At 58.7% G+C, this 23,108-nt stretch carries 17 protein-coding genes; 5 read left to right on the forward strand and 12 right to left on the reverse strand.

Annotated elements, in window-relative coordinates:
* Positions 1-21: 21 nt before the first annotated feature.
* The 5 genes from rbfA (at position 22) to ACKZ62_RS03860 (ending at position 4,939) form a co-directional block, all read left to right on the forward strand.
* Positions 22-417 (forward strand): 30S ribosome-binding factor RbfA, encoded by a 396-nt coding sequence (gene rbfA / locus ACKZ62_RS03840; protein WP_003176137.1) that lies wholly within the window; start codon positions 22-24, stop codon positions 415-417.
* 3 nt (positions 418-420) lie between these two features.
* Positions 421-1,338 (forward strand): tRNA pseudouridine(55) synthase TruB, encoded by a 918-nt coding sequence (gene truB / locus ACKZ62_RS03845; protein WP_032884721.1) that lies wholly within the window; start codon positions 421-423, stop codon positions 1,336-1,338.
* A 115-nt stretch (positions 1,339-1,453) separates the two neighbouring features.
* Entirely contained in the window at positions 1,454-1,723 is a 270-nt protein-coding gene (rpsO, locus tag ACKZ62_RS03850) for a 30S ribosomal protein S15 (RefSeq protein WP_003177875.1), read from the forward strand.
* Between the two features lie 196 nt (positions 1,724-1,919).
* Complete coding sequence (gene pnp / locus ACKZ62_RS03855; RefSeq protein WP_032884722.1) at positions 1,920-4,025, forward strand: polyribonucleotide nucleotidyltransferase; 2,106 nt, start codon at positions 1,920-1,922, stop codon at positions 4,023-4,025.
* A 293-nt stretch (positions 4,026-4,318) separates the two neighbouring features.
* Positions 4,319-4,939 carry a BON domain-containing protein gene (locus tag ACKZ62_RS03860; RefSeq protein WP_032884723.1) on the forward strand — a complete coding sequence of 207 codons (621 nt, stop codon included), beginning with the start codon at positions 4,319-4,321 and terminating at the stop codon, positions 4,937-4,939.
* 154 nt (positions 4,940-5,093) lie between these two features.
* Here the strand turns inward: ACKZ62_RS03860 and ACKZ62_RS03865 are convergent, their stop codons facing one another.
* The 12 genes from ACKZ62_RS03865 to ACKZ62_RS03920 all read right to left on the reverse strand — a co-directional run bounded on the left by ACKZ62_RS03865 (position 5,094) and on the right by ACKZ62_RS03920 (position 23,046).
* The gene (locus tag ACKZ62_RS03865) at positions 5,094-8,027 is read right to left on the reverse strand and encodes a DUF748 domain-containing protein (RefSeq protein WP_095186252.1); all 2,934 of its coding nucleotides are present in this window, start codon (positions 8,025-8,027) and stop codon (positions 5,094-5,096) included.
* Between the two features lie 87 nt (positions 8,028-8,114).
* On the reverse strand, positions 8,115-9,131 hold the full coding sequence (locus ACKZ62_RS03870) for a class I SAM-dependent rRNA methyltransferase (protein WP_032884726.1): 1,017 nt from the start codon (positions 9,129-9,131) through the stop codon (positions 8,115-8,117).
* A gap of 55 nt (positions 9,132-9,186) precedes the next feature.
* Positions 9,187-10,056: an oxygenase MpaB family protein gene (locus tag ACKZ62_RS03875; protein WP_032884728.1), complete on the reverse strand. Its 870-nt coding sequence runs from the start codon at positions 10,054-10,056 to the stop codon at positions 9,187-9,189.
* 16 nt (positions 10,057-10,072) lie between these two features.
* Entirely contained in the window at positions 10,073-12,010 is a 1,938-nt protein-coding gene (acs, locus tag ACKZ62_RS03880; RefSeq protein WP_447096349.1) for an acetate--CoA ligase, read from the reverse strand.
* A 105-nt stretch (positions 12,011-12,115) separates the two neighbouring features.
* Positions 12,116-13,780 carry a glucose-6-phosphate isomerase gene (gene pgi / locus ACKZ62_RS03885; protein ID WP_095186254.1) on the reverse strand — a complete coding sequence of 555 codons (1,665 nt, stop codon included), beginning with the start codon at positions 13,778-13,780 and terminating at the stop codon, positions 12,116-12,118.
* 224 nt (positions 13,781-14,004) lie between these two features.
* Positions 14,005-14,856: a pantoate--beta-alanine ligase gene (gene panC / locus ACKZ62_RS03890; RefSeq protein WP_032884733.1), complete on the reverse strand. Its 852-nt coding sequence runs from the start codon at positions 14,854-14,856 to the stop codon at positions 14,005-14,007.
* Positions 14,853-15,653 carry a 3-methyl-2-oxobutanoate hydroxymethyltransferase gene (panB, locus tag ACKZ62_RS03895; RefSeq protein ID WP_122755953.1) on the reverse strand — a complete coding sequence of 267 codons (801 nt, stop codon included), beginning with the start codon at positions 15,651-15,653 and terminating at the stop codon, positions 14,853-14,855. The genes panC and panB overlap by 4 nt, the downstream gene beginning before the upstream one ends.
* Before the next feature lie 245 nt (positions 15,654-15,898).
* Complete coding sequence (gene folK / locus ACKZ62_RS03900; RefSeq protein WP_099603199.1) at positions 15,899-16,378, reverse strand: 2-amino-4-hydroxy-6-hydroxymethyldihydropteridine diphosphokinase; 480 nt, start codon at positions 16,376-16,378, stop codon at positions 15,899-15,901.
* Between the two features lie 2 nt (positions 16,379-16,380).
* A complete protein-coding gene (locus tag ACKZ62_RS03905; protein ID WP_032884738.1) occupies positions 16,381-17,781 on the reverse strand; it encodes a polynucleotide adenylyltransferase PcnB in 1,401 nt (466 codons plus the stop codon).
* 697 nt (positions 17,782-18,478) lie between these two features.
* Positions 18,479-19,909, reverse strand: a complete 1,431-nt coding sequence (locus ACKZ62_RS03910; protein ID WP_032884739.1) for a sigma-54-dependent transcriptional regulator — start codon at positions 19,907-19,909, stop codon at positions 18,479-18,481.
* Positions 19,910-19,931: 22 nt separating this feature from the next.
* The gene (locus tag ACKZ62_RS03915) at positions 19,932-22,886 is read right to left on the reverse strand and encodes a sensor histidine kinase (protein WP_447096350.1); all 2,955 of its coding nucleotides are present in this window, start codon (positions 22,884-22,886) and stop codon (positions 19,932-19,934) included.
* The gene (locus ACKZ62_RS03920; RefSeq protein WP_003176118.1) at positions 22,870-23,046 is read right to left on the reverse strand and encodes a hypothetical protein; all 177 of its coding nucleotides are present in this window, start codon (positions 23,044-23,046) and stop codon (positions 22,870-22,872) included. Before ACKZ62_RS03920 ends, ACKZ62_RS03915 begins: the two co-directional genes overlap by 17 nt.
* Positions 23,047-23,108 lie beyond the last annotated feature (62 nt).

Raw genomic sequence — 23,108 nt, forward strand, 5'->3', positions numbered from 1 at the left:
GGCAGTAACAGGTAACAAGACATGGCAAAAGAATACAGCCGTACCCAACGTATCGGCGATCAAATGCAGCGCGAGCTGGCCCAACTGATCCGTCGCGAAGTCAAAGACCCACGCGTTGGCCTGGTCACCATCACCGCTGTTGAAGTGAGCCGTGACGTGGGTCACGCCAAGATTTTCATCACCGTGATGGGCCAGGACAACAGCGAAGAAATCGCACAAAGCATCAAAGTGCTCAACTCGGCTGCCGGCTTCCTGCGCATGCAGTTGGCCCGCGAAATGAAGCTGCGCAGTGTTCCGCAGTTGCACTTCCACTACGACGAAAGCGTCGTGCGTGGCGCGCACTTGTCGGCATTGATCGAGCGCGCCGTGGCTGAAGACAGCCAGCATCCGTCCACACCTGAAGACGCCAAGGAGTAAGCGGTGGCTCAGGTCAAACGTATCCGTCGCAACGTCAGCGGCATCATTCTGCTTGATAAGCCCATTGGCTTTACGTCCAATGCGGCGTTGCAGAAGGTCCGCTGGCTGCTCAATGCCGAGAAGGCCGGGCATACCGGTAGCCTCGACCCACTGGCCACTGGCGTACTGCCGCTGTGCTTTGGCGAAGCGACCAAGTTCTCGCAATACCTGCTTGATTCCGATAAGGGTTACGAAACCCTGATGCAACTGGGCAAGACCACCACCACGGCGGATGCTGAAGGTGATGTTTTACAGGTTCGCGACGTGACCGTTGGTCGTGCTGATATCGAAGCCGCTTTGCCCGCTTTTCGTGGGCAAATCAGTCAGATACCGCCGATGTACTCGGCTCTCAAGCGTGACGGGCAGCCACTTTACAAGCTGGCACGTGCCGGCGAAGTAGTGGAGCGTGAACCGCGTTCTGTTACTATTGCGCGCTTGGAATTGCTCGCTTGTGAAGGTGAAACCGCACGACTGGCCGTGGACTGCAGCAAAGGCACCTATATCCGTACCCTGGTGGAAGATATTGGTGAACAGCTCGGTTGCGGCGCGTACGTCGCAGAACTGCGACGCACTCAGGCCGGACCTTTCAGCCTGGCCCAGACGGTTACGCTGGAAGAGTTGGAAGCGGTACACGCCGAAGGCGGCAATGAAGCGGTTGATCGCTTCCTGATGCCATCGGACAGTGGTTTGCTGGATTGGCCATTGCTGCACTTCTCGGAGCACAGCGCGTTCTACTGGCTTAACGGCCAGCCGGTACGTGCCCCGGATGCCCCTAAGTTCGGCATGGTGCGAGTACAGGATCATAACGGTCGCTTTATCGGTATCGGTGAAGTGAGCGAAGACGGGCGCATCGCGCCACGTAGACTGATTCGGTCAGAATGACCGAACGAGTGTGGCTGTTAACAGGCACGGTCAACACTCATTTTTAGATACAGGGATTTGTCCCTGGCCTGTTGAGACTGCCCTTTGGGTGGTTTCCTGAAAAAAGGATTGCCTCATGGCTCTCGACGTTCAAGAAAAAGCACAAATCGTTGCTGACTATCAGCAAGCTGTTGGTGACACTGGTTCGCCAGAAGTGCAAGTTGCACTGCTGACCCACAACATCAACAAGCTGCAAGGTCACTTCAAGGCCAACGGTAAAGATCACCACTCCCGTCGTGGTCTGATCCGCATGGTAAACCAGCGTCGTAAGCTGCTGGATTACCTGAAAGGCAAGGATCTGGGTCGTTATCAGACTCTGATCGGTCGCCTGGGTCTGCGTCGCTAATAAGCGATTGCGCTAGAGGTTGGTTGTCTGCCGTGTGTCAGTGGGATTCCCGCTGGCCCATGGTAGGCTCCCAGCCTCAAGTTTTATCTGGATACACGTTTTACCCCCTGGACAAGGGTTGGGCCGATTCCCGACATTGCCCAAGAATTTCGTAAGAAAACAAGTTCCCCAAGAGCCACAAAGAAGGTAGGACACCGTGAACCCGGTTATCAAAAAATTCCAGTTCGGTCAGTCGACCGTTACCCTTGAGACAGGCCGTATCGCCCGTCAAGCCTCCGGCGCAGTGCTGGTTACCGTTGATGACGACGTCACCGTATTGGTGACCGTTGTTGGCGCCAAGACCGCTGACCCGAGCAAAGGCTTCTTCCCTCTTTCTGTTCACTACCAGGAAAAGACTTACGCTGCCGGTAAGATCCCTGGCGGTTTCTTCAAGCGTGAAGGCCGTCCTTCCGAGAAAGAAACCCTGACTTCCCGACTGATCGACCGTCCGATCCGTCCGCTGTTCCCAGAAGGCTTCATGAACGAAGTGCAGGTTGTCTGCACCGTCGTTTCCACCAGCAAGAAAACCGATCCGGACGTCGCTGCGATGATCGGTACTTCGGCTGCCCTGGCTATCTCCGGCATTCCTTTCGATGGCCCTATCGGCGCTGCCCGCGTTGCTTTCCACGAGAGCACCGGCTACCTGCTCAACCCAACTTACGAGCAACTGAAAGCATCGAGCCTGGACATGGTCGTTGCCGGTACTTCGGAAGCCGTATTGATGGTTGAATCGGAAGCTAAAGAGCTGACCGAAGACCAGATGCTGGGTGCTGTACTGTTTGCTCACGACGAATTCCAGGTTGTGATCAACGCCGTTAAAGAACTGGCTGCTGAAGCCGCCAAGCCTACTTGGGCCTGGGCTCCGCAAGCCGAAGCCACCGAACTGCTGGGCGCTATCCGCTCCGAGTTCGGCGCCGCCATTTCCGACGCCTACACCATCACCGTCAAGGCCGACCGTTACGCTCGCCTGGGCGAGCTGAAGGACCAGGTTGTTGCCAAGCTTTCGGGCGAAGAAGGTCAGCCATCTTCCAGCGAAGTCAAAGCTGCATTCGGTGAAATCGAATACCGCACCGTTCGCGAGAACATCGTTAACGGCAAGCCACGTATCGACGGTCGCGACACTCGCACTGTGCGCCCGCTGAATATCGAAGTTGGTGTTCTGCCGAAAACTCACGGTTCGGCACTGTTCACCCGTGGCGAAACTCAGGCTCTGGTAGTCGCGACCCTGGGTACTGCCCGTGACGCACAACTGCTGGACACCCTGGAAGGCGAGAAAAAAGACCCGTTCATGCTGCACTACAACTTCCCTCCGTTCTCGGTGGGCGAGTGTGGTCGTATGGGCGGCGCTGGTCGTCGCGAAATCGGTCACGGCCGTTTGGCGCGTCGTTCGGTTCAGGCCATGCTGCCTGCTGCTGACGTGTTCCCTTACACCATCCGTGTTGTGTCGGAAATCACCGAGTCCAACGGTTCCAGCTCCATGGCTTCCGTTTGTGGTGCTTCCCTGGCACTGATGGACGCTGGTGTGCCGATGAAGGCACCGGTTGCCGGTATCGCCATGGGTCTGGTTAAAGAAGGCGAGAAGTTCGCCATCCTGACCGACATCCTGGGTGACGAAGACCACTTGGGCGACATGGACTTCAAAGTAGCCGGTACCGCTAAAGGTGTTACCGCGCTGCAGATGGACATCAAGATCAAAGGCATCACCGAAGAAATCATGGAGATCGCTCTGGGCCAAGCCCTGGAAGCGCGCCTGAACATCCTCGGCCAGATGAACCAGATCATTGGTCAGTCTCGCACCGAGCTGTCGGAAAATGCTCCGACCATGATCGCGATGAAAATCGACACCGACAAAATCCGTGATGTTATCGGTAAAGGTGGCGCGACCATCCGTGCGATCTGCGAAGAAACCAAGGCTTCGATCGATATCGAAGACGACGGTTCGATCAAGATCTTCGGCGAAACCAAGGAAGCGGCTGAGGCAGCACGTCAGCGCGTTCTGGGTATCACGGCTGAGGCCGAGATCGGCAAGATCTACGTCGGTAAGGTTGAGCGCATCGTCGACTTCGGCGCATTCGTCAACATCCTGCCGGGCAAAGACGGTCTGGTTCACATCTCCATGTTGAGCGACGCTCGTGTTGAGAAAGTGACCGACATTCTGAAAGAAGGTCAGGAAGTGGAAGTGCTGGTGCTGGACGTGGACAACCGCGGCCGCATCAAGCTGTCCATCAAGGACGTAGCAGCAGCCAAGGCTTCGGGCGTTTAAACACCCCTGGCTTATGCTGAAAGAAAGGACCCTTCGGGGTCTTTTTTTATGGGCGAGGGAAAGTGAAGTGAAATCAGCCGTTTAGCCCACTGCAAAAGCCGCAACTTGCATGCAGGCATGATGGGCTTCATGCAAGTTGCACGATTCCGGAAATTAGCATTATTGTTAAGTTTTTGTTTTATAAGGATTTAATTTATGGCTTCGACTTGGCACACTGCCTGCAATATCCCTGTTAACGCTGCAGCATCAAGGTTTACGTACTGCAGACTTTTAATAAAACAGGAGTTACTCGTATGAAGAAGTTCGCTCTCGCTACTGCTACCGCTCTGACTCTGGCCATGGGTGCTAACGTAGCCTTTGCTCAGACTTCCCAAGCCCCTATGACGTTGGCGGCTGGCGAAGCTACCAAGGCTAAGGAAAGCGTTTCGGATACTTGGATCACCACCAAAGTTAAATCCGACCTGCTGACCGAGAAGGGCATTCCTGGTTCGGACATCAAGGTTGAAACCAACAAAGGCGTGGTTTCCCTGTCCTCGACAGTCGCTATCTCTGACGCACAGAAAGCTACTGCTGTCTCGATCACCAAAAAGATCAAAGGCGTGACCGCTGTTTCCGCTGATGGCCTGATGGCTGGCGGTGCTACCAAAGCAGACGGTATCGATAAAACCAAAGGCGCCGCTCATGACGCCAAAGAAACCACCAGCGACACTTGGATCACCACCAAGGTAAAAGCTGACCTGGTTACCGAGAAAGGTATTCCTGGCACCGACATCAAAGTCGAAACCAACAAAGGCGTTGTTTCCCTGTCGTCGACTGTAGCTGTTACCGACGCACAGAAAGCCACCGCCGTAGCAATCACCAAGAAAATCAAAGGCGTTAAAGCTGTATCGGCCGATGGCCTGAAAGCAGAGTAACGCTCGACAGTTCGTTTGAATTAAGCGGCGGCCACGAGTGAGTTAGATATCCACTCAAATGCACCTCTAAGGTTCATGCGACTGACCATATGGATGTGGTCATTACAGGCCCCGGCACTTGTGTCGGGGCCTGTTCTATTTCTGGTGCCGTTGGTTATTCAGCATCCAGATGCATAGGCGTTACAACGCGACCATCTTTCTCCGCCTGTCCCAGGTGGGCATCAATGAAGTACACGCGGTCGTCTTCCAACTGGCCCTTATCCACCAAGTAGTCCTTGATGGTGCTTGCGCGGTCCTGACCGAGTTGGCGCAGTAGCACGTCACTGTTGCTCCAGAACTTGATCACGCCGTCACGCAGCTTGGCCGTGCGGTCATCGCGGCTCAGGTCTTTCCACTCCGCCGGTGGCTGTTGTTTCACGCGGATGCGGTAGATGCCTTCGAGCAATGGCGCTTTTTCGCTTTCCGGGACTTCCAGCAAGGACGCCTGGGCAGGAACCTTGTCGCCACGGCGCTGCAGGATTTTGTAATAGTTGTACTGGTATTCACGTTCCAGACGTTGCGCTGCGAGGAAGGGGCCATCGCTGCTGGCAGCGGCCGTGCCTTCAATTTCCAGGCGTAGGGCAGGGCGTTCCTTCAGCGCTTTAGCCAGGGTGTTTAGCGCGCTTTCGGCGTCTTTGTTCAACTCACTTGAGCCGGCAGCGAAGGACACGTTGCTCAGATCTTCCGCTCCGCCGCCGGTGACCAGCCCGCCGATGAACTTGAACGGTGCGGTCGCTGCACGCACCACCAGGTTACGCAGGGTCTGCCACACAATCGGCATCACGCTGAATTGCGGGTTATTCAGGTCACCGGTCACCGGCAGTTCGATGGAGATCTTGCCGTCAGTGTCTTTAAGCAGGGCGATTGCCAAGCGAATCGGCAAGTCCACGGCATCGGCGCTGTCGACCTTCTCACCCAGTTGCAGTTGCTCGACCACCACTTTGTTCTCGGCCTTCAGTTGCCCCTTGGTAATCACATAGTGCAGGTCGAGGTTGAGGCGTCCCTTGCGGATACGGAAACCCGCGAACTTGCCTGAGTAGGGCGTCAGGGTCGTCAGCTCGACACGCTTGAAGCTGGTGGCGATATCCAGCGCCGCCATCGGATCGAACGGGTTCACGCTGCCTTTGATTGTCACTGGCGCGTAACGGTCCACCTTGCCCTTGATGTCGACGCTGGCTGGTTTGGCCTGACGGCTGTCAATCGTGCCGATCTGCCCGTTGAGCTGTTGGATGGCTGTGGCGAAGTTGGGTGTCAGGCTGAAGTCGGCAAAGTTGGCCGAGCCATCGTTGATTGCAATCTGCCCGATACGAATGCCCAGGGGTTTATCTTTGCTCGCCGCAGGCTTGGGGGCCGACTTGGCGCCACTGTCGGCCGGCTGCGGGATCAGCAGGTCATCGACGTTGGTGGTGCGGTCATCGTTGATCATGAACCGCGCATATGGCTGCAGCAGGTTGACCTTGTCGATCGACAGGCTGTCGCCGTGCTGGTAGTTCAGGCCCTCGACGACCAGACGCTGCCATTTCAGGAAGTCACGTGTCTTAAGGGTGTCCAGGGTATGCAACTGGTCGACCTGCGCTCGGCCGGTAATCTGCAGCGCCAGGGGCTCGGTGCTCTTCAGGTTCACGTCGAGGTCACTGCCGAGCATGCCGCTACGCAGCTCCAAACGGATAAATGGGCTGATATAGGACTGGGCAACCCGTAGGTCAATATCTTTGGTGGTGACCTTCAGCTTGGCGCTGACTGGGTTGAGGTTGACCACGCCCGTTGCCTGAATCTTGCCTTGCTTGCCCAAGCCGCTGTCGACCTTGAGGTTAAAGGGGCTCTGGTTGAGGCTGTCGAAATTCTGTACATCCACATTCAACGGGCCCAGCTCCAGCGCTACCGCAGGTTTGGCCTGACGGTCGGCCAGATGTACTTGATAGTTGCGCAGTTGCACGTCTTTGAGCAGCACTTGCCAAGGCTTGCTTGGCGCAGTCGGGGCAGGCTTTGGAGAGTCGGCTGTAGCTGGCGCAGTGGCAGGCTCCGGCGCCTTGGCTGGTTTGCTCGGTTGGCTGGCGAACAGTTTCTGCCAGTCCAATTGCCCATCGGCCTCACGAGCAGCCCAGGTCTCCAGCTTATTACTGCGGATCTTGCCGACCACCACTTGCTGCTTGGCGAGGTCCACCGTGGTCTCGCTGACGTCCAGGCGCTCAAGGCGCACCAGCGGGCGGCCATCCGGTGCCTTTAGGGCGAACGGCGCGATGCTGGCGGCGGTGTTGGTCAAGTTCAGTTCGGTTTCTTTGGCCAGGCTGAATTTGTAGTCGGTGCTGAAGTTGAGCACACCGTCTTCGAGTACCAGGGGGAGCGCGTCACGCACATATGGCCACCAGGCTTTCATCTTGCCGTCAGTGACCTTTAGCGTACCTTCGGACGTGATCGGTACCAGGCTGAAGTTGCCTTTCCAATCAATTTGACCACCTTCAGGGCCTGCCGCGACCAGAGTCATATCGGCGTTGTCTTCAGGCAAGGTGCTGAGGTTTTTCAGCTCGAAGTCGAGTTTGTTGTAGAGAAATTCGATAGGTTCGCTGGGGCGCAGATCTTGAAAGTGCACATAGCCGCCTGCCAGCTTGATGCTGTCGATACGCAGTGGGAACGGCTTGGCATTGGGGTCGGCAGGGGAGGGTTCGCTTGCAGGGAGCTTGAACAACTGCGCCAGGTTCAATTGGCCAGACTTGTCGAACAGCAGCTCCGTCTTGGGCTGGTCCATTTGCACATCGGCCAAATGCAGTGCCCGGGTCCACAGGCTGTCAATCTGCAGATTGGCGTAAAGGCGCTCGAAACCCACCTGTTCCTTGCCGGGTTCGCCAATCTTCAAGCCCCATGCGGTGACTTCCAGGCTGAAGGGATTGAGTTCAATGCGCTCAAGCCGCGCCGGCACCGTGGCGTAATGGGCCAATTGTTGGTTGGCAACGCGAAGGGCGATGCCCGGCAGAATCAAAAAGCCCAGCAAACTGTACAGGGCAAGGGCGGTCAACAAGGCGCCAGTGGCGCGAATCAATCCTTTGGGCATGGGGCGGCGCCATCTATATCGAACAGGAGTGCCTTGGAGTATGGCACGGGTTTTCGGTTCCGAAGAGCCGGGGCGTTGGGACGCTTCCTACAGCTGGAGTATCAGCGTTTTCAAGGGGGGCTGCTGATCCTGTGAGGGAAAATCCGCACCCGGCGTCATGATTTGCCAGTCGCGCACTGGGCGACCGGCTTTCTCCGCGCATCGCAGGACCTGCTCGCGCCAATCCTCCATGCTGACCTTTGCCAAGTTGTTACAGCAGATCAGCACACCGTTGTCGGCAGTCGCGAGAAGTGCGGGCTTGAGCAGGCTCTGGTAGTCGCGCAACAGGTCGACGGTGCCGAACGCGCTCTTGGCCCAGGCCGGAGGATCGAGCAGCACCAAGTCATATTGGCGCTGTTCAAGACGCGGGTAGCTCGGCAGTTTCTGCCCGCGCCGCTGGGTGATCGGCAGGCCGGCCAGTTGGCGAATCGCCGGAAAGTAGTCCGACTGCACGAACTCCATGCTCGGCAACTGTGGGTTGAGCTGGCCGTTTTCACGCCCGACCGCCAGGTTGCCTTCAGCGAAGTCCAAATTGCACACCTCACGCGCGCCGCCAGCGGCGGCGCTCAGGCCCACGCCGCAGGTGTAGGCAAACAGGTTCAGTACGCTTTTACCGGCGCTGTGATCTTTGACCCAGCCGCGGGTATTGCGCAGATCGAGGAACAGCAACGGATCCTGCCCGGCATGGCGCCCGCGAACACGGTAATTGAGGCCCCATTCGTGCCCGACCATGTCTTCCAGTGCTGCGGGTTCGGCTCGGTATACCGTGTCTTCGCGGTCGATCCGCGAATTGCCGCGGGAGCGGTCGTTGTACACGAGCAGCAACTCCAGGCCCAGGTACTGGTTGATCAGTTGATGCAGGTCCAGCAGGTCTGTGGTTTCCAGCGACTGGTGGAAGCTTTGCACCAGCAACTGTGGGCCATAACGGTCAATGGTCAGGCCGCCGGCGCCCTCCTGGCTGCCGTGGAACAGGCGATAGCAATCGGTGCCCTGGGCATGCAGCTCGTTGATCAGGTCTTGGCGATGATCGAGGGCGGCGCGCAGCGCCTGATTCAAGGGAGACATGGAGCGCGCCTGGCTGTAAATGAGGGCGCGAAGTTTAACAGCTATGGTGCCTTGCCTACACCAACCCCATCCGCCTGTGTGCCCGTTGCACCGAGCCATTGCGCATCGCCCAGCGCAATAACGGCGCGCTACGCTTGACCCCTGCACGGATCATCTGGCGTTGCAGCGGGTTCTGATGCTGATCGAGCATGGTGCTGGCCCAGTCTGGCAGCAGATCGATCCCGGCCTGCATCATCAAGACGCCAAACGGCTTGGCTAAAGTACTGGGCGAGGGGGCGTTCAGCAGCAGGCGCAGTACTTCGCGGCTGCGTTCGTCACACAGCAATTGCGGACGGATACGCTCCAGATAATCGGAAATTTCCTGCCGCGAGCGCGGTACATGCCGCGCCCCCAAGCGCTCCGCCACCAGGGCGATTTCGCTGTAGTAACGATCTTGATCGCGGCTCGACAGAGTCGGGTTGCGATAGCGCAAGTGAGCGGCCATAAAGTTGCTCACCTCGGCTACATGCACCCAAGTCAGTAGTTCGGGGTCGCTCGCCGAATAAGGCCGTCCATCCGGCGCATGCCCGACCACCTGCAGGTGGATCGTGCGCACTTTTTCGATCAGCCAGTCGGCGTCTTTGCGCGAACCAAAGGTAGTACCTGAAATGAACTGCGAGGTACGCCGCAGGCGCCCGAGCATGTCCTGGCGAAAGTTCGAATGGTCCCAAACGCCGGCCAGGGCCAGTGGGTGCAAGGCTTGCAGCATCAATGCGCTGATGCCGCCGATCAGCATGCTGCTGAAGTCACCATGGACTTGCCAACTGACCGAGTCTGGCCCGAACAGGCCGGGATCGCCCTTGGGGTTTTCCAGGTCCAGTTGCCCCAGTGACAAGCCGGTGAGGCTCATCAGCTGGGTTTCGATACGGCTGCGGATAAATTCCATGGCGGCTCAGGTTTTCCTAGCGGTTCAGGCGTTTGTCGATCAGGCCGTCCACGACGCTGGGGTCGGCCAGGGTCGAGGTATCACCAAGACTGTCGAGTTCGTTGCAGGCGATCTTGCGCAAGATCCGGCGCATGATCTTGCCTGAGCGGGTTTTCGGCAGCGCCGGTGCCCATTGGATCAGTTCCGGCTTGGCAAAGCTGCCGATTTCCTTGCTGACCAGCTCAAGCAGGTGTTGTTTCAGCGCATCGCTGGGTTCCACACCGTTCATGGGCGTGACGAAGGCGTAGATGCCCTGGCCCTTGACGTCGTGGGGGTAGCCCACCACAGCGGCCTCGGCCACTTGGTCATGCAACACCAGCGCACTTTCCACCTCGGCGGTACCGATACGGTGGCCGGACACGTTGATCACATCGTCGATACGCCCGGTGATCCAGTAGTCGCCGTCTTCATCGCGGCGCGCGCCATCTCCGGTGAAGTAATAACCGGGGTAGGGTTTGAAATAGGTGTCAATCATGCGCTGCGGGTCGCCGTACACGCTGCGGATCTGTCCCGGCCAGCTTGATTTAATGGCGAGTACGCCGCTGCCAGCACCGGTGATGACCTTGCCTTGCTCATCCAGCAACACCGGTTGCACACCAAACATCGGTTGGGTCGCGCAGCCCGGCTTGATCCGCTGGGCGCTGACTAACGGGCTGAGCATGATGCCGCCGGTCTCGGTCTGCCACCAGGTATCCACAATCGGGCAGCGTTGTTCGCCCACGGCGTTGAAGTACCAGTCCCAGGCTTCCGGGTTGATCGGCTCGCCCACGCTGCCCAATAAACGCAGGCTGGCGCGGGAGGTGCTTTCCAGTGGTACGTGGCCCTCACGCATCAACGCGCGCAAGGCTGTCGGCGCGGTGTAGAAAATATTCACCTGGTGTTTATCGATCACCTGCCAGAACCGCGAGCTGTCCGGGTAGCTCGGCACACCCTCGAACATCAGCGAGGTCGCGCCATTGGCCAGCGGGCCATACACGATATAGCTATGGCCGGTGACCCAGCCTACATCGGCGGTGCACCAGAACACCTCGCCGTCACGGTAGTCGAGTATGTACTTGAAGGTCATCGCTGCCTGCAGCAGATAACCGCCGGTGGTGTGCAACACGCCCTTGGGTTTACCGGTGCTACCGGAGGTGTAGAGGATGAACAGCGGGTCTTCGGCGTCCATCGGCTCTGGCGGGCAATCGTCGCTCGCAGCGTCAACGGCCTGCTGGTATTTGAGGTCGCGGCCTTCGCTCCAGTTCACGTCGGCACCGGTGCGTTGCACCACCAAGACGGTGCTGACATTCGGGCAACTGGCCAGGGCCTTGTCGACATTCTGTTTCAAAGCCACCGGCTTGCCGCCGCGCACGCCCTCATCGGCGGTGATCACGGTACGGCAGTCGGCGTCGAGAATGCGGTCGCGCATGGCGTCCGGCGAAAAACCACCAAACACGACCGAGTGCACCGCGCCAATCCGCGTGCAGGCCAGCATGGCGTAGGCCGCTTCCGGGATCATCGGCATGTAGATGCACACCCGGTCACCTTTCTTCACGCCACGGCTTTTCAGCACGTTGGCCAGGCGGCAGACGTTTTGATGGAGTTGGCGGTAAGTGATGTTGGAAGACTTTGTCGGATCATCGCCCTCCCAGATGAAGGCCGGCTGATCGGCGCGTTGCACCAGGTGACGATCAATGCAGTTGTAGCTGACGTTCAGTTGGCCACCGGCAAACCATTGGGCGGCGCCAGTGTTGATGTCCGAGTGTTGAACGGTGTGCCATGGGGTCATCCAGTCGAGAAAGCTCTTGGCCTGTTCAGCCCAGAAGGTGTCCGGCTGTTCGATGGATTGGCGATAGAGGCGGTGATAGTCCTCTTGACTGAGTTGCGCAGCCCGGCGGACGGCATCGGCGATGGGAAACGTGCTGATATCGAACATGAGCGATCCTTATTCTTGTTTTTGCGACAAGTCATAAAGATGCACCCTGTGTGGAGAGGGTTCAAGGCCAACGTCCAAAAGGACGTTGGCCTTGCTATACCTGCATCAGCCGCGGTGACGGCCGCGGAAGTAGTTGATCAGACCCTGGGTCGAAGCGTCCTCAGCCAAGGTTTCTTCGGCACCGGTCAGACGGTTGTAGACGCCTTTGCCGAGCTCTTTACCCAGTTCAACGCCCCATTGGTCGAACGCGTTGATGCCCCAGATCACGCTTTGTACGAACACTTTGTGCTCATACATGGCAACCAGCGCGCCGAGGCGACGCGGGCTGATGCGCTCCACCACCAGGGTGTTGCTCGGACGGTTGCCCGGGATCACCTTGTGCGGGGCCAGCTTCTGCACTTCGTCTTCCGGGATGCCCTTGTCGCGCAGCTCGGATTCAGCTTCGCTGCGGGTCTTGCCGAGCATCAGTGCCTGGCTTTGGGACAGGCAGTTGGCGTACAGCCACTGATGGTGGTCGGACACCGGGTTGAAGCTGACGATCGGCACGATGAAGTCGGCCGGGATCAGTTGGGTGCCTTGGTGCAGCAACTGGTGGTAAGCATGCTGACCGTTGCAACCGACGCCACCCCAGATCACTGGGCCGGTGTCGGTGGACACCGGTTTGCCGTCCTGGCGCACGCTCTTGCCGTTGGATTCCATGTCCAGCTGTTGCAAGTGCTTGGTGATGTTACGCAGATAGTGGTCGTACGGCAGGATCGCATGGCTCTGCGCACCCCAGAAGTTGCCGTACCACACGCCCAGCAGGCCAAGCAGCACTGGCATGTTTTGTTCGAATGGCGCGTTCTGGAAATGCTGGTCCATGGTGTAGGCACCGGACAGCAGTTCCTTGAAGTTGGACATGCCGATGGCCAGTGCGATTGGCAAGCCGATGGCAGACCACAACGAGTAACGGCCGCCGACCCAGTCCCACATCGGGAAGATGTTTTCTTCGCGAATACCGAAGGCCACGGCTGCCGCGTTGTTGCTCGACACGGCGATGAAGTGGCGATACAGCTCAGCTTCCGAGCCACCTTGGGCCAAGTACCAGGCACGAGCGGCCTGGGCGTTTTTCAGGGTTTCGAGGGTGTTGAAGGACTTCGACGAAACGATGAATAGCGTGGTTTCGGCGCGCAGCTTCATGGTCAGCTCGTGGAACTCGCTGCCATCGATGTTCGCCAGGTAATGGCAGCGCACGCCTTTGTGGGCGTAGGACAACAGCGCTTCGGAGACCAGCTCCGGGCCGAGGAACGAGCCACCGATGCCGATGTTCACCACGTCGGTGATCGGCTTTTCGGTGTAGCCGCGCCACAGGCCGTCGTGGATGCGGCCGACCAGGTCGGTGATCTGGTTCAGCACCTTGTGCACGTCCGGCATGATGTTCACGCCATTGACCGACAGCTTGTCACCCACTGGGCGGCGCAAGGCGGTGTGCAGGGCCGGGCGGCCTTCTGACGAGTTGACCGGTTCGCCAGCGTAGAGCGAGTTGATCGCGTCCTTGAGGCCGACTTCCTCCGCCAGCCCTACCAGCAGGTCGCGGGTTTCGCTGGTGATCAGGTTTTTCGAGTAATCGAGGAAAAGTCCGCAGCTGCTCAAGGTGAATTGGGAAAAACGCTGAGGATCGGCATTGAACGCTTCACGCATGCTGAAATCCTGCATGGCTTGGCGATGTTGATTGAGCGCTTGCCAGGCGGGCAGAGCGGTAACGTCATGAGGGGTGCGGTAGTACGCCATCGCTGCGGGTTTCCTTTTATTACGGGGACTGCCTTTAGGACACTTCATAGCCCGGAACATCCAGTCTTATCTCAAGCATTGGGTTCCAGACAGCGCTAACTATAGCGCCGGGCGATTACATTAAACCTAGCGTGTCGATATGTCTTGGCTTTGTCTGCGCTGTGGCCGGTACTTTTTTATACCGGCACAGCGAGCAGGGCAACAGGCGGGGTGTTCAGCGAGGTTTAATTGAGGCTCAGATGCAGGTTGTCGATCAACCGAGTCGTGCCCAGGAAGGCTGCCACCAGGATCACGATGTCCTTGTCCTCAGGGGTTGCCGGGCGCAGATGCACGCCCTGGCGCACTTCGAGGTAATCCACGCGCAGCCCGGCAGCTTCGATCTGCTTGACCTGTTCGGCGCGCAGCGTGGCGAAGTCGTGGTCACCGTCCTTGATGGCTGCGGCAATCTGGCTGAGGCTGCGATACAGCACCGGCGCGATCCCGCGTTCCTCTTCGCTGAGAAAACCGTTGCGCGACGACAGCGCCAGGCCATCTTCGGCGCGTACGGTGGGCTCACCGATGATCTGAATCGGCATGTTCAGGTCATGGACCATGGCGCGAATCACGGCCAGTTGCTGGTAATCCTTTTGACCGAACACGGCCATGTCCGGCTGGACCATGTTGAACAGCTTGCTGACCACGGTCGCCACGCCTTCGAAATGCCCGGGACGGCTGGCGCCGCACAAGCCTTCGGACAGTTGCGGGACGCTGACGCGGGTCTGGCCGGTCATGCCGCCGGGGTACATTTCCTCGACGGTCGGTGCGAACAGCAGGTTGCAGCCGGCTTGCAGTAGCTTTTCCTGGTCGGCGGCGAGGGTGCGGGGATACTTGTCCAGGTCTTCACCCGCGCCAAATTGCAGCGGGTTGACGAAGATACTCGCGACGACAAAGTCCGCTTGCTGAACAGCCTTCGTCACCAGGGTTGCATGGCCGCTGTGCAGGTTGCCCATGGTAGGTACGAAGCCAATGCGTTTACCCGCCTTGCGGGCGTGGGCGACGGCGGCGCGTAGTTCGCGTACGGTTCTTACGGTGTTCATGCAGAGAATCCGTGTTCGGCGCCTGGGAAGGTCACGCCTTTGACTTCGGTAACGTACGCGCTCAATGCCGCGTGGATGCTGTCCTGGCCGGTCATGAAATTCTTCACGAACTTCGGCACGCGACCCGTGATCGACAGGCCGAGCATGTCGTGCAGCACCAGCACCTGGCCATCAGTGGCCGAGCCCGCGCCAATGCCGATCACCGGCACTTTTACGGCTTGGGTGATTTCTGCGGCGAGTTCGCTGGGCACGCACTCAAGCAGGATCATTGCAACGCCGGCCTGTTCCAGGGCGATGGCATCGGCACGCATCTGGCGTGCCTGGGCTTCGTTGCGACCTTGTACCTTGTAGCCGCCGAGAAGGTTTACCGACTGTGGCGTCAGGCCCATATGTGCGCACACCGGCACGCCGCGTTCAGCCAGCAAGCGAATCGACTCGGCGAGCCACAGTGCGCCCTCCACTTTGACCATGTGTGCGCCGGCGCGCATCAGTTTGCCTGCGTTGAGGAAGGTCTGCTCAGTGGTGGCGTAATCCATGAACGGCAGGTCGGCGATGATGAAGGCGCCGTCGTTACCGCGCTTGACGCTGGCAGTGTGGTAAGCCAATTCATCGGTGGTAACGGGCAGAGTGCTGTCATTCCCTTGAAGAACCATGCCCAGGGAGTCGCCTACCAGTAACACTTCAACCCCGGCTTGGCAGCTGGCGTGGGCGAAGGTGGCGTCATAGCAGGTCAGCATGGTGATTTTTTCACCTTTGAGCTTGAGGCTCTGCAAGGTGGTCAGGGTAATGTCTGGCATGAAAAGGGTCCTCGTTCAGGCGCTTGGAAACAGCGAGTTACGCGCGTGAGTCTTCGTTTATACAGGCGCACTGTCTTGAGAGCAGTGCTTATAAGGCCTGGATTGCGCCCTTTAGCGCCGGGTTGGCGGCAGCGGGACGCCTATAGTCGTGAGGAGGACGCGGGAAGTCAATTGGATGTGTTACCGCATTGTTACGCGTGGGGTGTTACCGCTGTTACTGACGCGTTTCAGCTGTGTGAGCTGGCTTAAACAATGCGTTCCAGGCCGACGAATGGGCAGGCTTCGAGCAAATCGCGCAGTGCCCTGCCATCGGGTAGCTGCAGGGCCTCAGGTGCCAATTCGGACAAGGGGTAGAGCACAAATGCGCGCAGGTGCATCTGGTAGTGCGGCACCTTCAAACGCGGCTCGTCGATCAGGCGATCGCCAAACAGCAAGATGTCCAGGTCAAGCGTGCGCGGGCCCCACCGTTCAAGGCGTTCGCGGCCCTGGTCATTCTCGATGGCTTGCAGCGCATCCAGCAGGTCCAGGGGCGCCAGGCTGCTGTCCAGGGCGGCGACCGCATTGGTGTAGCGCGGTTGGCCCGGGAGCAGGGAGTCACTTTGATAGAAGGCAGAGACGCCGAAGACGGTGGTGTCTGGCAAACGCGCGAGCGCTTCGACAGCGCTGCGCAATTGTTGCTCCGGGGCAGCGAGGTTACTGCCCATGCCTATGTAGATACGTTCCACGTTTATTCGCCAGCGGCGCCCGAGGCATCGGCGCTGCGTTTGCGCTTGCTGCCGCTGCGACGACGCTTTTTGGGCCCTTCGCTGGCTCCATCACCTTTGCTGCCGAGGTCGCGGATCATGTCGCGGCGCTGGCTGTCGTTGGCGTCCTGGTAGTCGGTCCACCATTCGCCCAGGCCGTCAGTCTGCTCGCCGGCACTCTCGCGCAGCAGCAGGAAGTCATAGCCTGCACGGAAACGCGGGTTGTCCAGCAGCAGGTCGGCGCGTTTGCCGCTGCGGCGGGGCAGGCGTTCCTGCATGTCCCAGATTTCGCGGATCGGCATGGTGAAGCGCTTCGGAATAGCGATGCGCTGGCACTGTTCGGTGATCAGTTCGTGCGCGGCTTCCTGCATTGCCGGAATCGGCGGCATGCCACGGTCCTGCAGGCGCAGTACGCGTTTTGGCAGGGCTGGCCACAACAGGGCGGCAAACAGGAACGCCGGGGTGACCGGTTTGTTCTGCTTGATGCGCAGGTCGGTGTTGATCAACGCTTCGCTGATCAGCGTGTGCGTATAGGTAGGGTTGTACTCCAGTGCTTCGGCGCTGGCCGGGAACAGTGGGTCGAACAACTCCAAGTCCACGAGCATCTCGAAGGTGTCGGCGGCGTAGCCCGAGAGGAACAGCTTGAGCACTTCTTCGAACAGACGTGCCGAAGGGATTTCCCGCAGCATTGGTGCCAGTTCCCGAATCGGCGCGGCGGTGTGTTTTTCGATGCCGAAGTTGAGCTTGGCGGCAAAACGCACGGCCCGCAGCATGCGCACCGGGTCTTCCTGATAGCGCTGTGTTGGGTCGCCGATGAGGCGAATCAGGTTGTTGCGGATGTCGTGTACGCCATTGGCGTAATCGAGGATGCGCTCGCTGACCGGGTCGTAATACAGGGCATTGATGGTGAAGTCGCGGCGTTGCGCGTCTTCTTCAAGAGTGCCATAGACGTTGTCGCGCAGAATGCGCCCGCTCTCGTTGCGGGAAGACTGATTGGTATCTTCCTCTTCATCGTTTTGCGGATGACCGGCGCGGAATGTCGCGACTTCAATGATTTCGCGACCAAAGTGGATGTGCACCAACTTGAAACGCCGACCGATGATGCGCGCATTGCGAAACTCGGCGCGGACCTGCTCGGGCGTGGCGCTGGTGGCGACGTCGAAGTCCTTGGGCGTGATATTGAGCAGCATGTCGCGTACGCACCCACCCACCAGATAAGCCTGGTAGCCGGCGTTCTGCAAACGTTCGACGATGTTCACCGCATAACGGCTGAACTGAGCGCGCTGCAATGAATGCTGATTGCTGTTAAGCACTTCAGGCGTGCTGCGAATGTGTTGCGTACGACGCAAGGGAGAACGGAATGACTGGAACAACTTCTTCAGCATGGGATGCACTGTTTGAAGGAATGTTCGGCCATAACGAAGAATGACCGCATGATGGGTCGGGATTCTAGCATTTAGTCAGGGGATGGTGTAGGAACAAGCTACAGGCATTGCGCCACAAGCCTTTGAGCACCAAATTCCAGAAACTACAAGGGGAGCCGAAGCTCCCCCAGAAGTAGTTGCGTGCTCTATTTTTATTATTGGTTGCGGGCTTCTTGTTTTTGTTGATCGCCCTCGCCACGAAGCTTCACCTTCATGACACTCCCAATCGGGAGTCAAGAGCAAACGGATTGCTTTGGTCGCTGTGTTGCTGATCTATGATCCAACCAGTTCAGGCTCTGCCTTAGGGCAGTTTTTGTTGTTCTCGGCCTGGTTGCGGGGCAAGCCCCAAATGCAACGCCTCTCCAAAAGAATCAGTTAGCTGCGCCTCCGCCGTGTTGTTTTTATTATGCGTGAGTCGATTCGTCTTATTTTTATTGTCTTGTACAAAGCTTGTTATTGTTTTTGTACTAAGCATATAGCAGGGTGCGTGCCAACTTTTGCAGTGCCTAGTAAAACCGGGGGGTTGAGGGGGTTTCGGGTTTTTGACGGACCAAAAAAAGCCGGGGCTTCGTTACCGTAAGCCCCGGCTTTTGTTACGCAAAAAATCAGCGGTAACAGTTTTTTCACATCATTGGGTGTTACCTAAGGGGGCGCACCCTCAGCTTTCGCTGGCCACACCGGTCTTGCGTCGTGGAATACCCAGGCGCTGGCGCCGTTCCCACAGGCATTTACGGCTCACGCCCAGTTTGCGTGCCAGTTCGGTCTCGGTCATGTGGTCCTGATGCTCAAGGACGAAATGCTGGAAGTAGTCTTCCAGTGACAAATCTTCCGTCGGCTCATGGCTGGTATTGCTACCGCCGCCCGGTGTCGGGGCGAGGCCGATGAAGTCGTCATCCTCCAAGTCACTGAGTTCAATATCGATACCCAGCAGCTCGGCGGAAATTTCTGGGCTCTCCGACAGGATCACCGCGCGCTCCACCGCATTCTCCAGTTCCCGCACGTTACCCGGCCACGAGTAATGCCGAATCGCTTGCTCGGCGTCCGGCGCGAACTTGAGGTCGGTACGGTTGATGCGCGCACTCTGGCGCAGCAGGAACGCACTGGCTATCTCATTGACGTCGGCGCCACGCTCACGCAGGGCCGGCAATTTGAGCGCGATCACATGCAGGCGGTAGTACAAGTCTTCACGAAACTGACCGATCTTGGCCAGGCTCTTCAGGTCTCGGTGCGTGGCTGCGATCAGGCGCACATCGACCTTCTGCGATTGCACCGAACCTACCCGGCGAATCTCGCCTTCCTGCAACACGCGCAGTAATCGCGCTTGTGCTTCCAGCGGCAGTTCGCCGATCTCATCGAGGAACAGCGTGCCACCGTCCGCCGCTTCCACCAGGCCCGCGCGTCCGGCGCTGGCGCCTGTGAACGCGCCTTTTTCGTGGCCGAACAGTTCGGATTCGATCAGGGATTCGGGGATCGCCGCACAGTTCACCGAGATCATCGGTGCTTTGGCGCGCTTGGAGAGGTTGTGCAGGGCGCGGGCCACCAGCTCCTTACCGGTGCCTGACTCGCCCTGGATCAATACATTGGAGTCTGTAGGTGCCACTTTGCGAATCTTGCTGTACAGGTCCTGCATCGGTGGGCAGGAGCCGATGATGCCGATTTCCCCATTGCTGTTGTCGACACCCGGTTTGTCGGCGGCTTTGCTGGCGGGGCGCTGCTCGGCCGGCGCGCTGCTGGCCGACTGACGGTCACGCAGGATGCGCGCGACGGCCTGGAGCATTTCATCGTGGTCGAAGGGTTTGGCGATGTAGTCCACCGCGCCCATCTTCATGGAGTCCACCGCAGAGCGCAGGCTCGCGTAGCTGGTCATGATCAGCACTGGGGTGCCCTGGCCAAGTTTGATCAGCTCGGTGCCCGGTGCGCCAGGCAGGCGCAGGTCACTGACAATCAGGTCGAACGTGGGAATGCTGAAACGCTCTTGTGCTTCCTGCACCGAGCCGGCTTCGCTGACTTGGTACTGGTTACGTTCAAGCAGGCGACGCAAGGCAGAGCGGATAATGGTTTCGTCTTCGACGATCAAAATGTGCGGCATTGATTCAATTCTCTCGACGGTCTCAGTTCACAGCGGACGTCGCTTCGACATGACGCGGCAAGGTCACCCGAATACGGGTGCCGCGTTGGCTTTCGGTGTCAGCCGGGCTGTCGATGGTGATTTGTCCATAATGCTCTTCAACGATGGAATAGACCAGTGCAAGGCCCAGACCTGTACCTTCACCTGGATCCTTGGTGGTGAAGAAGGGTTCGAACAATCTATCCATGATGTTCTGTGGAATACCGCTACCTTCATCTTCGACGATCAGATCGACCGTATGTTCGAAAGCCTCGGTCTTGACGCGTACCGCACCACCGGCCGGCGTCGCGTCGCGGGAGTTGGACAGCAGGTTGATCAGTACTTGGGCCAGGCGTTGTGAGTCACCATCGACCCAGTGGTCGGGGTCGCACAGATTGAAAAACTGCACCTCGAAATTGCGCCGGTTCAAGGCGAGCAACCCAATGGCGTCCTGCGCCACTTCGGCCAGGCAGACCGCTTCGTCCTGATTCTGATGGGCGCCCGCATGGGCAAAGCTCATCAACGACTGCACGATGCGCGATACGCGTTTGGTCTGTTCGAGAATTTGCCCGCTGATCTCGGTAATTTCCCCGTCCTCTTCACGCTCTTCCCGCAGGTTCTGCGCAAGACAGGCGATACCGGTGATAGGGTTGCCAATTTCGTGGGCCACCCCCGCCGCTAGACGCCCGATACTGGCCAGGCGCTCGGAGTGCACCAGCTTGTCTTCGAGCATCTGGGTTTCGGTCAGGTCTTCCACCAACAGCACCAAGCCGCTGTTACCGGGGGCCAGTGGCTCATCGATGGCCGCTTTGTGCAGGTTGAGCCAACGGGTCTGACCGTCGAGGGCCAAGTGCTGCTTGTGCAAGTGTTCGTCGGGCAGGTTGATAAAGCCCTGCAGCAATTCTTTCCACGGATCGCCGAGTGTATTGAGGCGCGAACCCACCACGCGTTGCGCGGCGATACCGGTGAGTTCTTCCATGGCCTTGTTCCACATCAGGATCTCCTGATCCTTGGCCAGGGAGCACACGCCCATGGGCAACTCTTGCAGCGTCTGGCGATGGTAGCGGCGCAGGGCATCAAGCTCGGCGGCAAGGCCGGTGAGGCGGGAGTGGTAATCCTCCAGCCGGCTCTCGATGAAATGGATGTCTTCGGTGACGTAGTTTTCGCCACCGGCTTTATAGGGCAAAAACGTCTCTACCATGTCCTGGGACACGCTGGGGCCCATCAGGCCAGACAGGTTCGCCTCAATGCGGTCACGCAGACGGCGTAGCGCATACGGTCGGCGCTCGTCGAACGGCAAGTAGAGGTCGCGCAGCGCCTGCTCGACTTCCTTTTGCGCGGCCTTGGCACCCAGGGGCTTGGCCAGTTGGGTGGCGAACTCCTGGGGCGAGGCCGCGTGCAGTTCGCGGCGTTGCGGGCGACGTACGTTATCGACCGCGCAAGCCTCGGCGGCGCTGGTTTCTTCTGGGCTGACATTGGTGAACAGTGAGATCAGGGTGAACATCAGGACGTTGGCGGCCAAAGAAGCAATCGCGGCCATGTGCCAACTGGTGTCGTCCAGCACGTAAATCATGTTTAGCAGCGGGATGTAGAAGCCCTGCAGGTTGCCGACCAGCGGTAACAGCATGGTGACGATCCACACCAGGATCCCGGCGAGCAGACCCGCGATAAAACCTCGGCGATTGGCCGTCGGCCAGTACAGCACCGACAGTACCCCCGGCAGGAACTGCAAGGTGGCGACAAACGCGACGATACCCAGGTTGGCCAGGTCTTGCCCGGCGCCGAGCAGCAGGTAGAAACAGTAACCGGCCATGATGATTGCGACGATCAGCGCGCGGCGGGTCCACTTCAGCCAGCGGTAGATATTGCCTTCGGCCGGTGGCTGGTACAGCGGCAGCACCAGGTGATTGAGGGCCATGCCCGATAGAGCCAGCGTCGTGACGATAATCAGCCCGCTGGCAGCAGACAAACCGCCGACGTAAGCCAGCAGCGCCAACGCCGGGCTATTGGCGGCGATACCGATACCCAGGGTGAAATACTCCGGGTTGGTGGTGGCCCCCAGTTTCAGGCCGGCCCACAGGATCAGCGGCACCGCGAGGCTCATCAACAGCAGGAACAGCGGCAAGCCCCAGCTGGCGCTTACCAGCGAGCGCGGGTTGATGTTCTCGGTAAAGGTCATGTGGTACATGTGCGGCATCACAATCGCCGAGGCGAAAAACACCAGTAGCAGCGTTCGCCATGGACCTTCCTGCAACGGAGTGTGCAGGGCGGCGAGGGCGGTCTGGTTTTGAAGCAACCACAGTTCCAGCTGTTGCGGACCGTCGAACACACCATACAGCGCATAGAGGCCGACGCCGCCGATGGCGATCAACTTGATCACCGACTCGAAAGCAATCGCAAACACCAAGCCTTCGTGTTTCTCGCGGGTGGCGATATGGCGTGAGCCGAAAAAGATGGTGAACAGGGAGATCAGTGCACAGAACGCCAGAGCCACCCGATGCTGTACCGGCTCACGGGTGAGGATACTGATGGAGTCGGCCACCGCCTGGATTTGCAGAGCCAGCAGGGGCAGCACGCCGATCAACATGAATACCGTGGTCAATGCCCCGGCCCATGTGCTGCGGAAGCGGAAGGCGAACAGGTCGGCCAGGGACGACAGCTGATAGGTGCGAGTGATTTTGAGGATCGGGTACAGCAATACCGGCGCCAGCAGAAACGCGCCGGATACTCCCAGATAACTGGAGAGAAAGCCGTAACCGTACTGATAGGCCAGGCCCACGGTGCCATAGAACGCCCAGGCGCTGGCGTATACGCCCAGAGACAAGGTGTAGGTCAACGGATGGCGAATGATCGCCCGCGGAATCATTCCGCGCTCACTGATCCAGGCAACCCCGAACAGCGCGGCCAGGTAGGCGGCGCTGATCAGCAGCATCTGAGTGAGGCTAAAGCTCATCGGCATCTTTTTGGCTCTGCAGGATGAAGGTCACGACGATCAGGATCAGCCACAGCAGATAAGGGCGATACCAAGCGCCCGTGGCATCGATCCACCAATCCATGATGGCGGGAGAAAACAGGTAGATCCCGACGACCAACAGCAGGACCAATCGATAGATGTACATGTTGGCCTCTGATTAGAAAACTGCGGCGATGGTAACGGATGCTTGGCAAGCTGCAAGCGCCG

It is taken from the genome of Pseudomonas sivasensis (assembly GCF_052938085.1).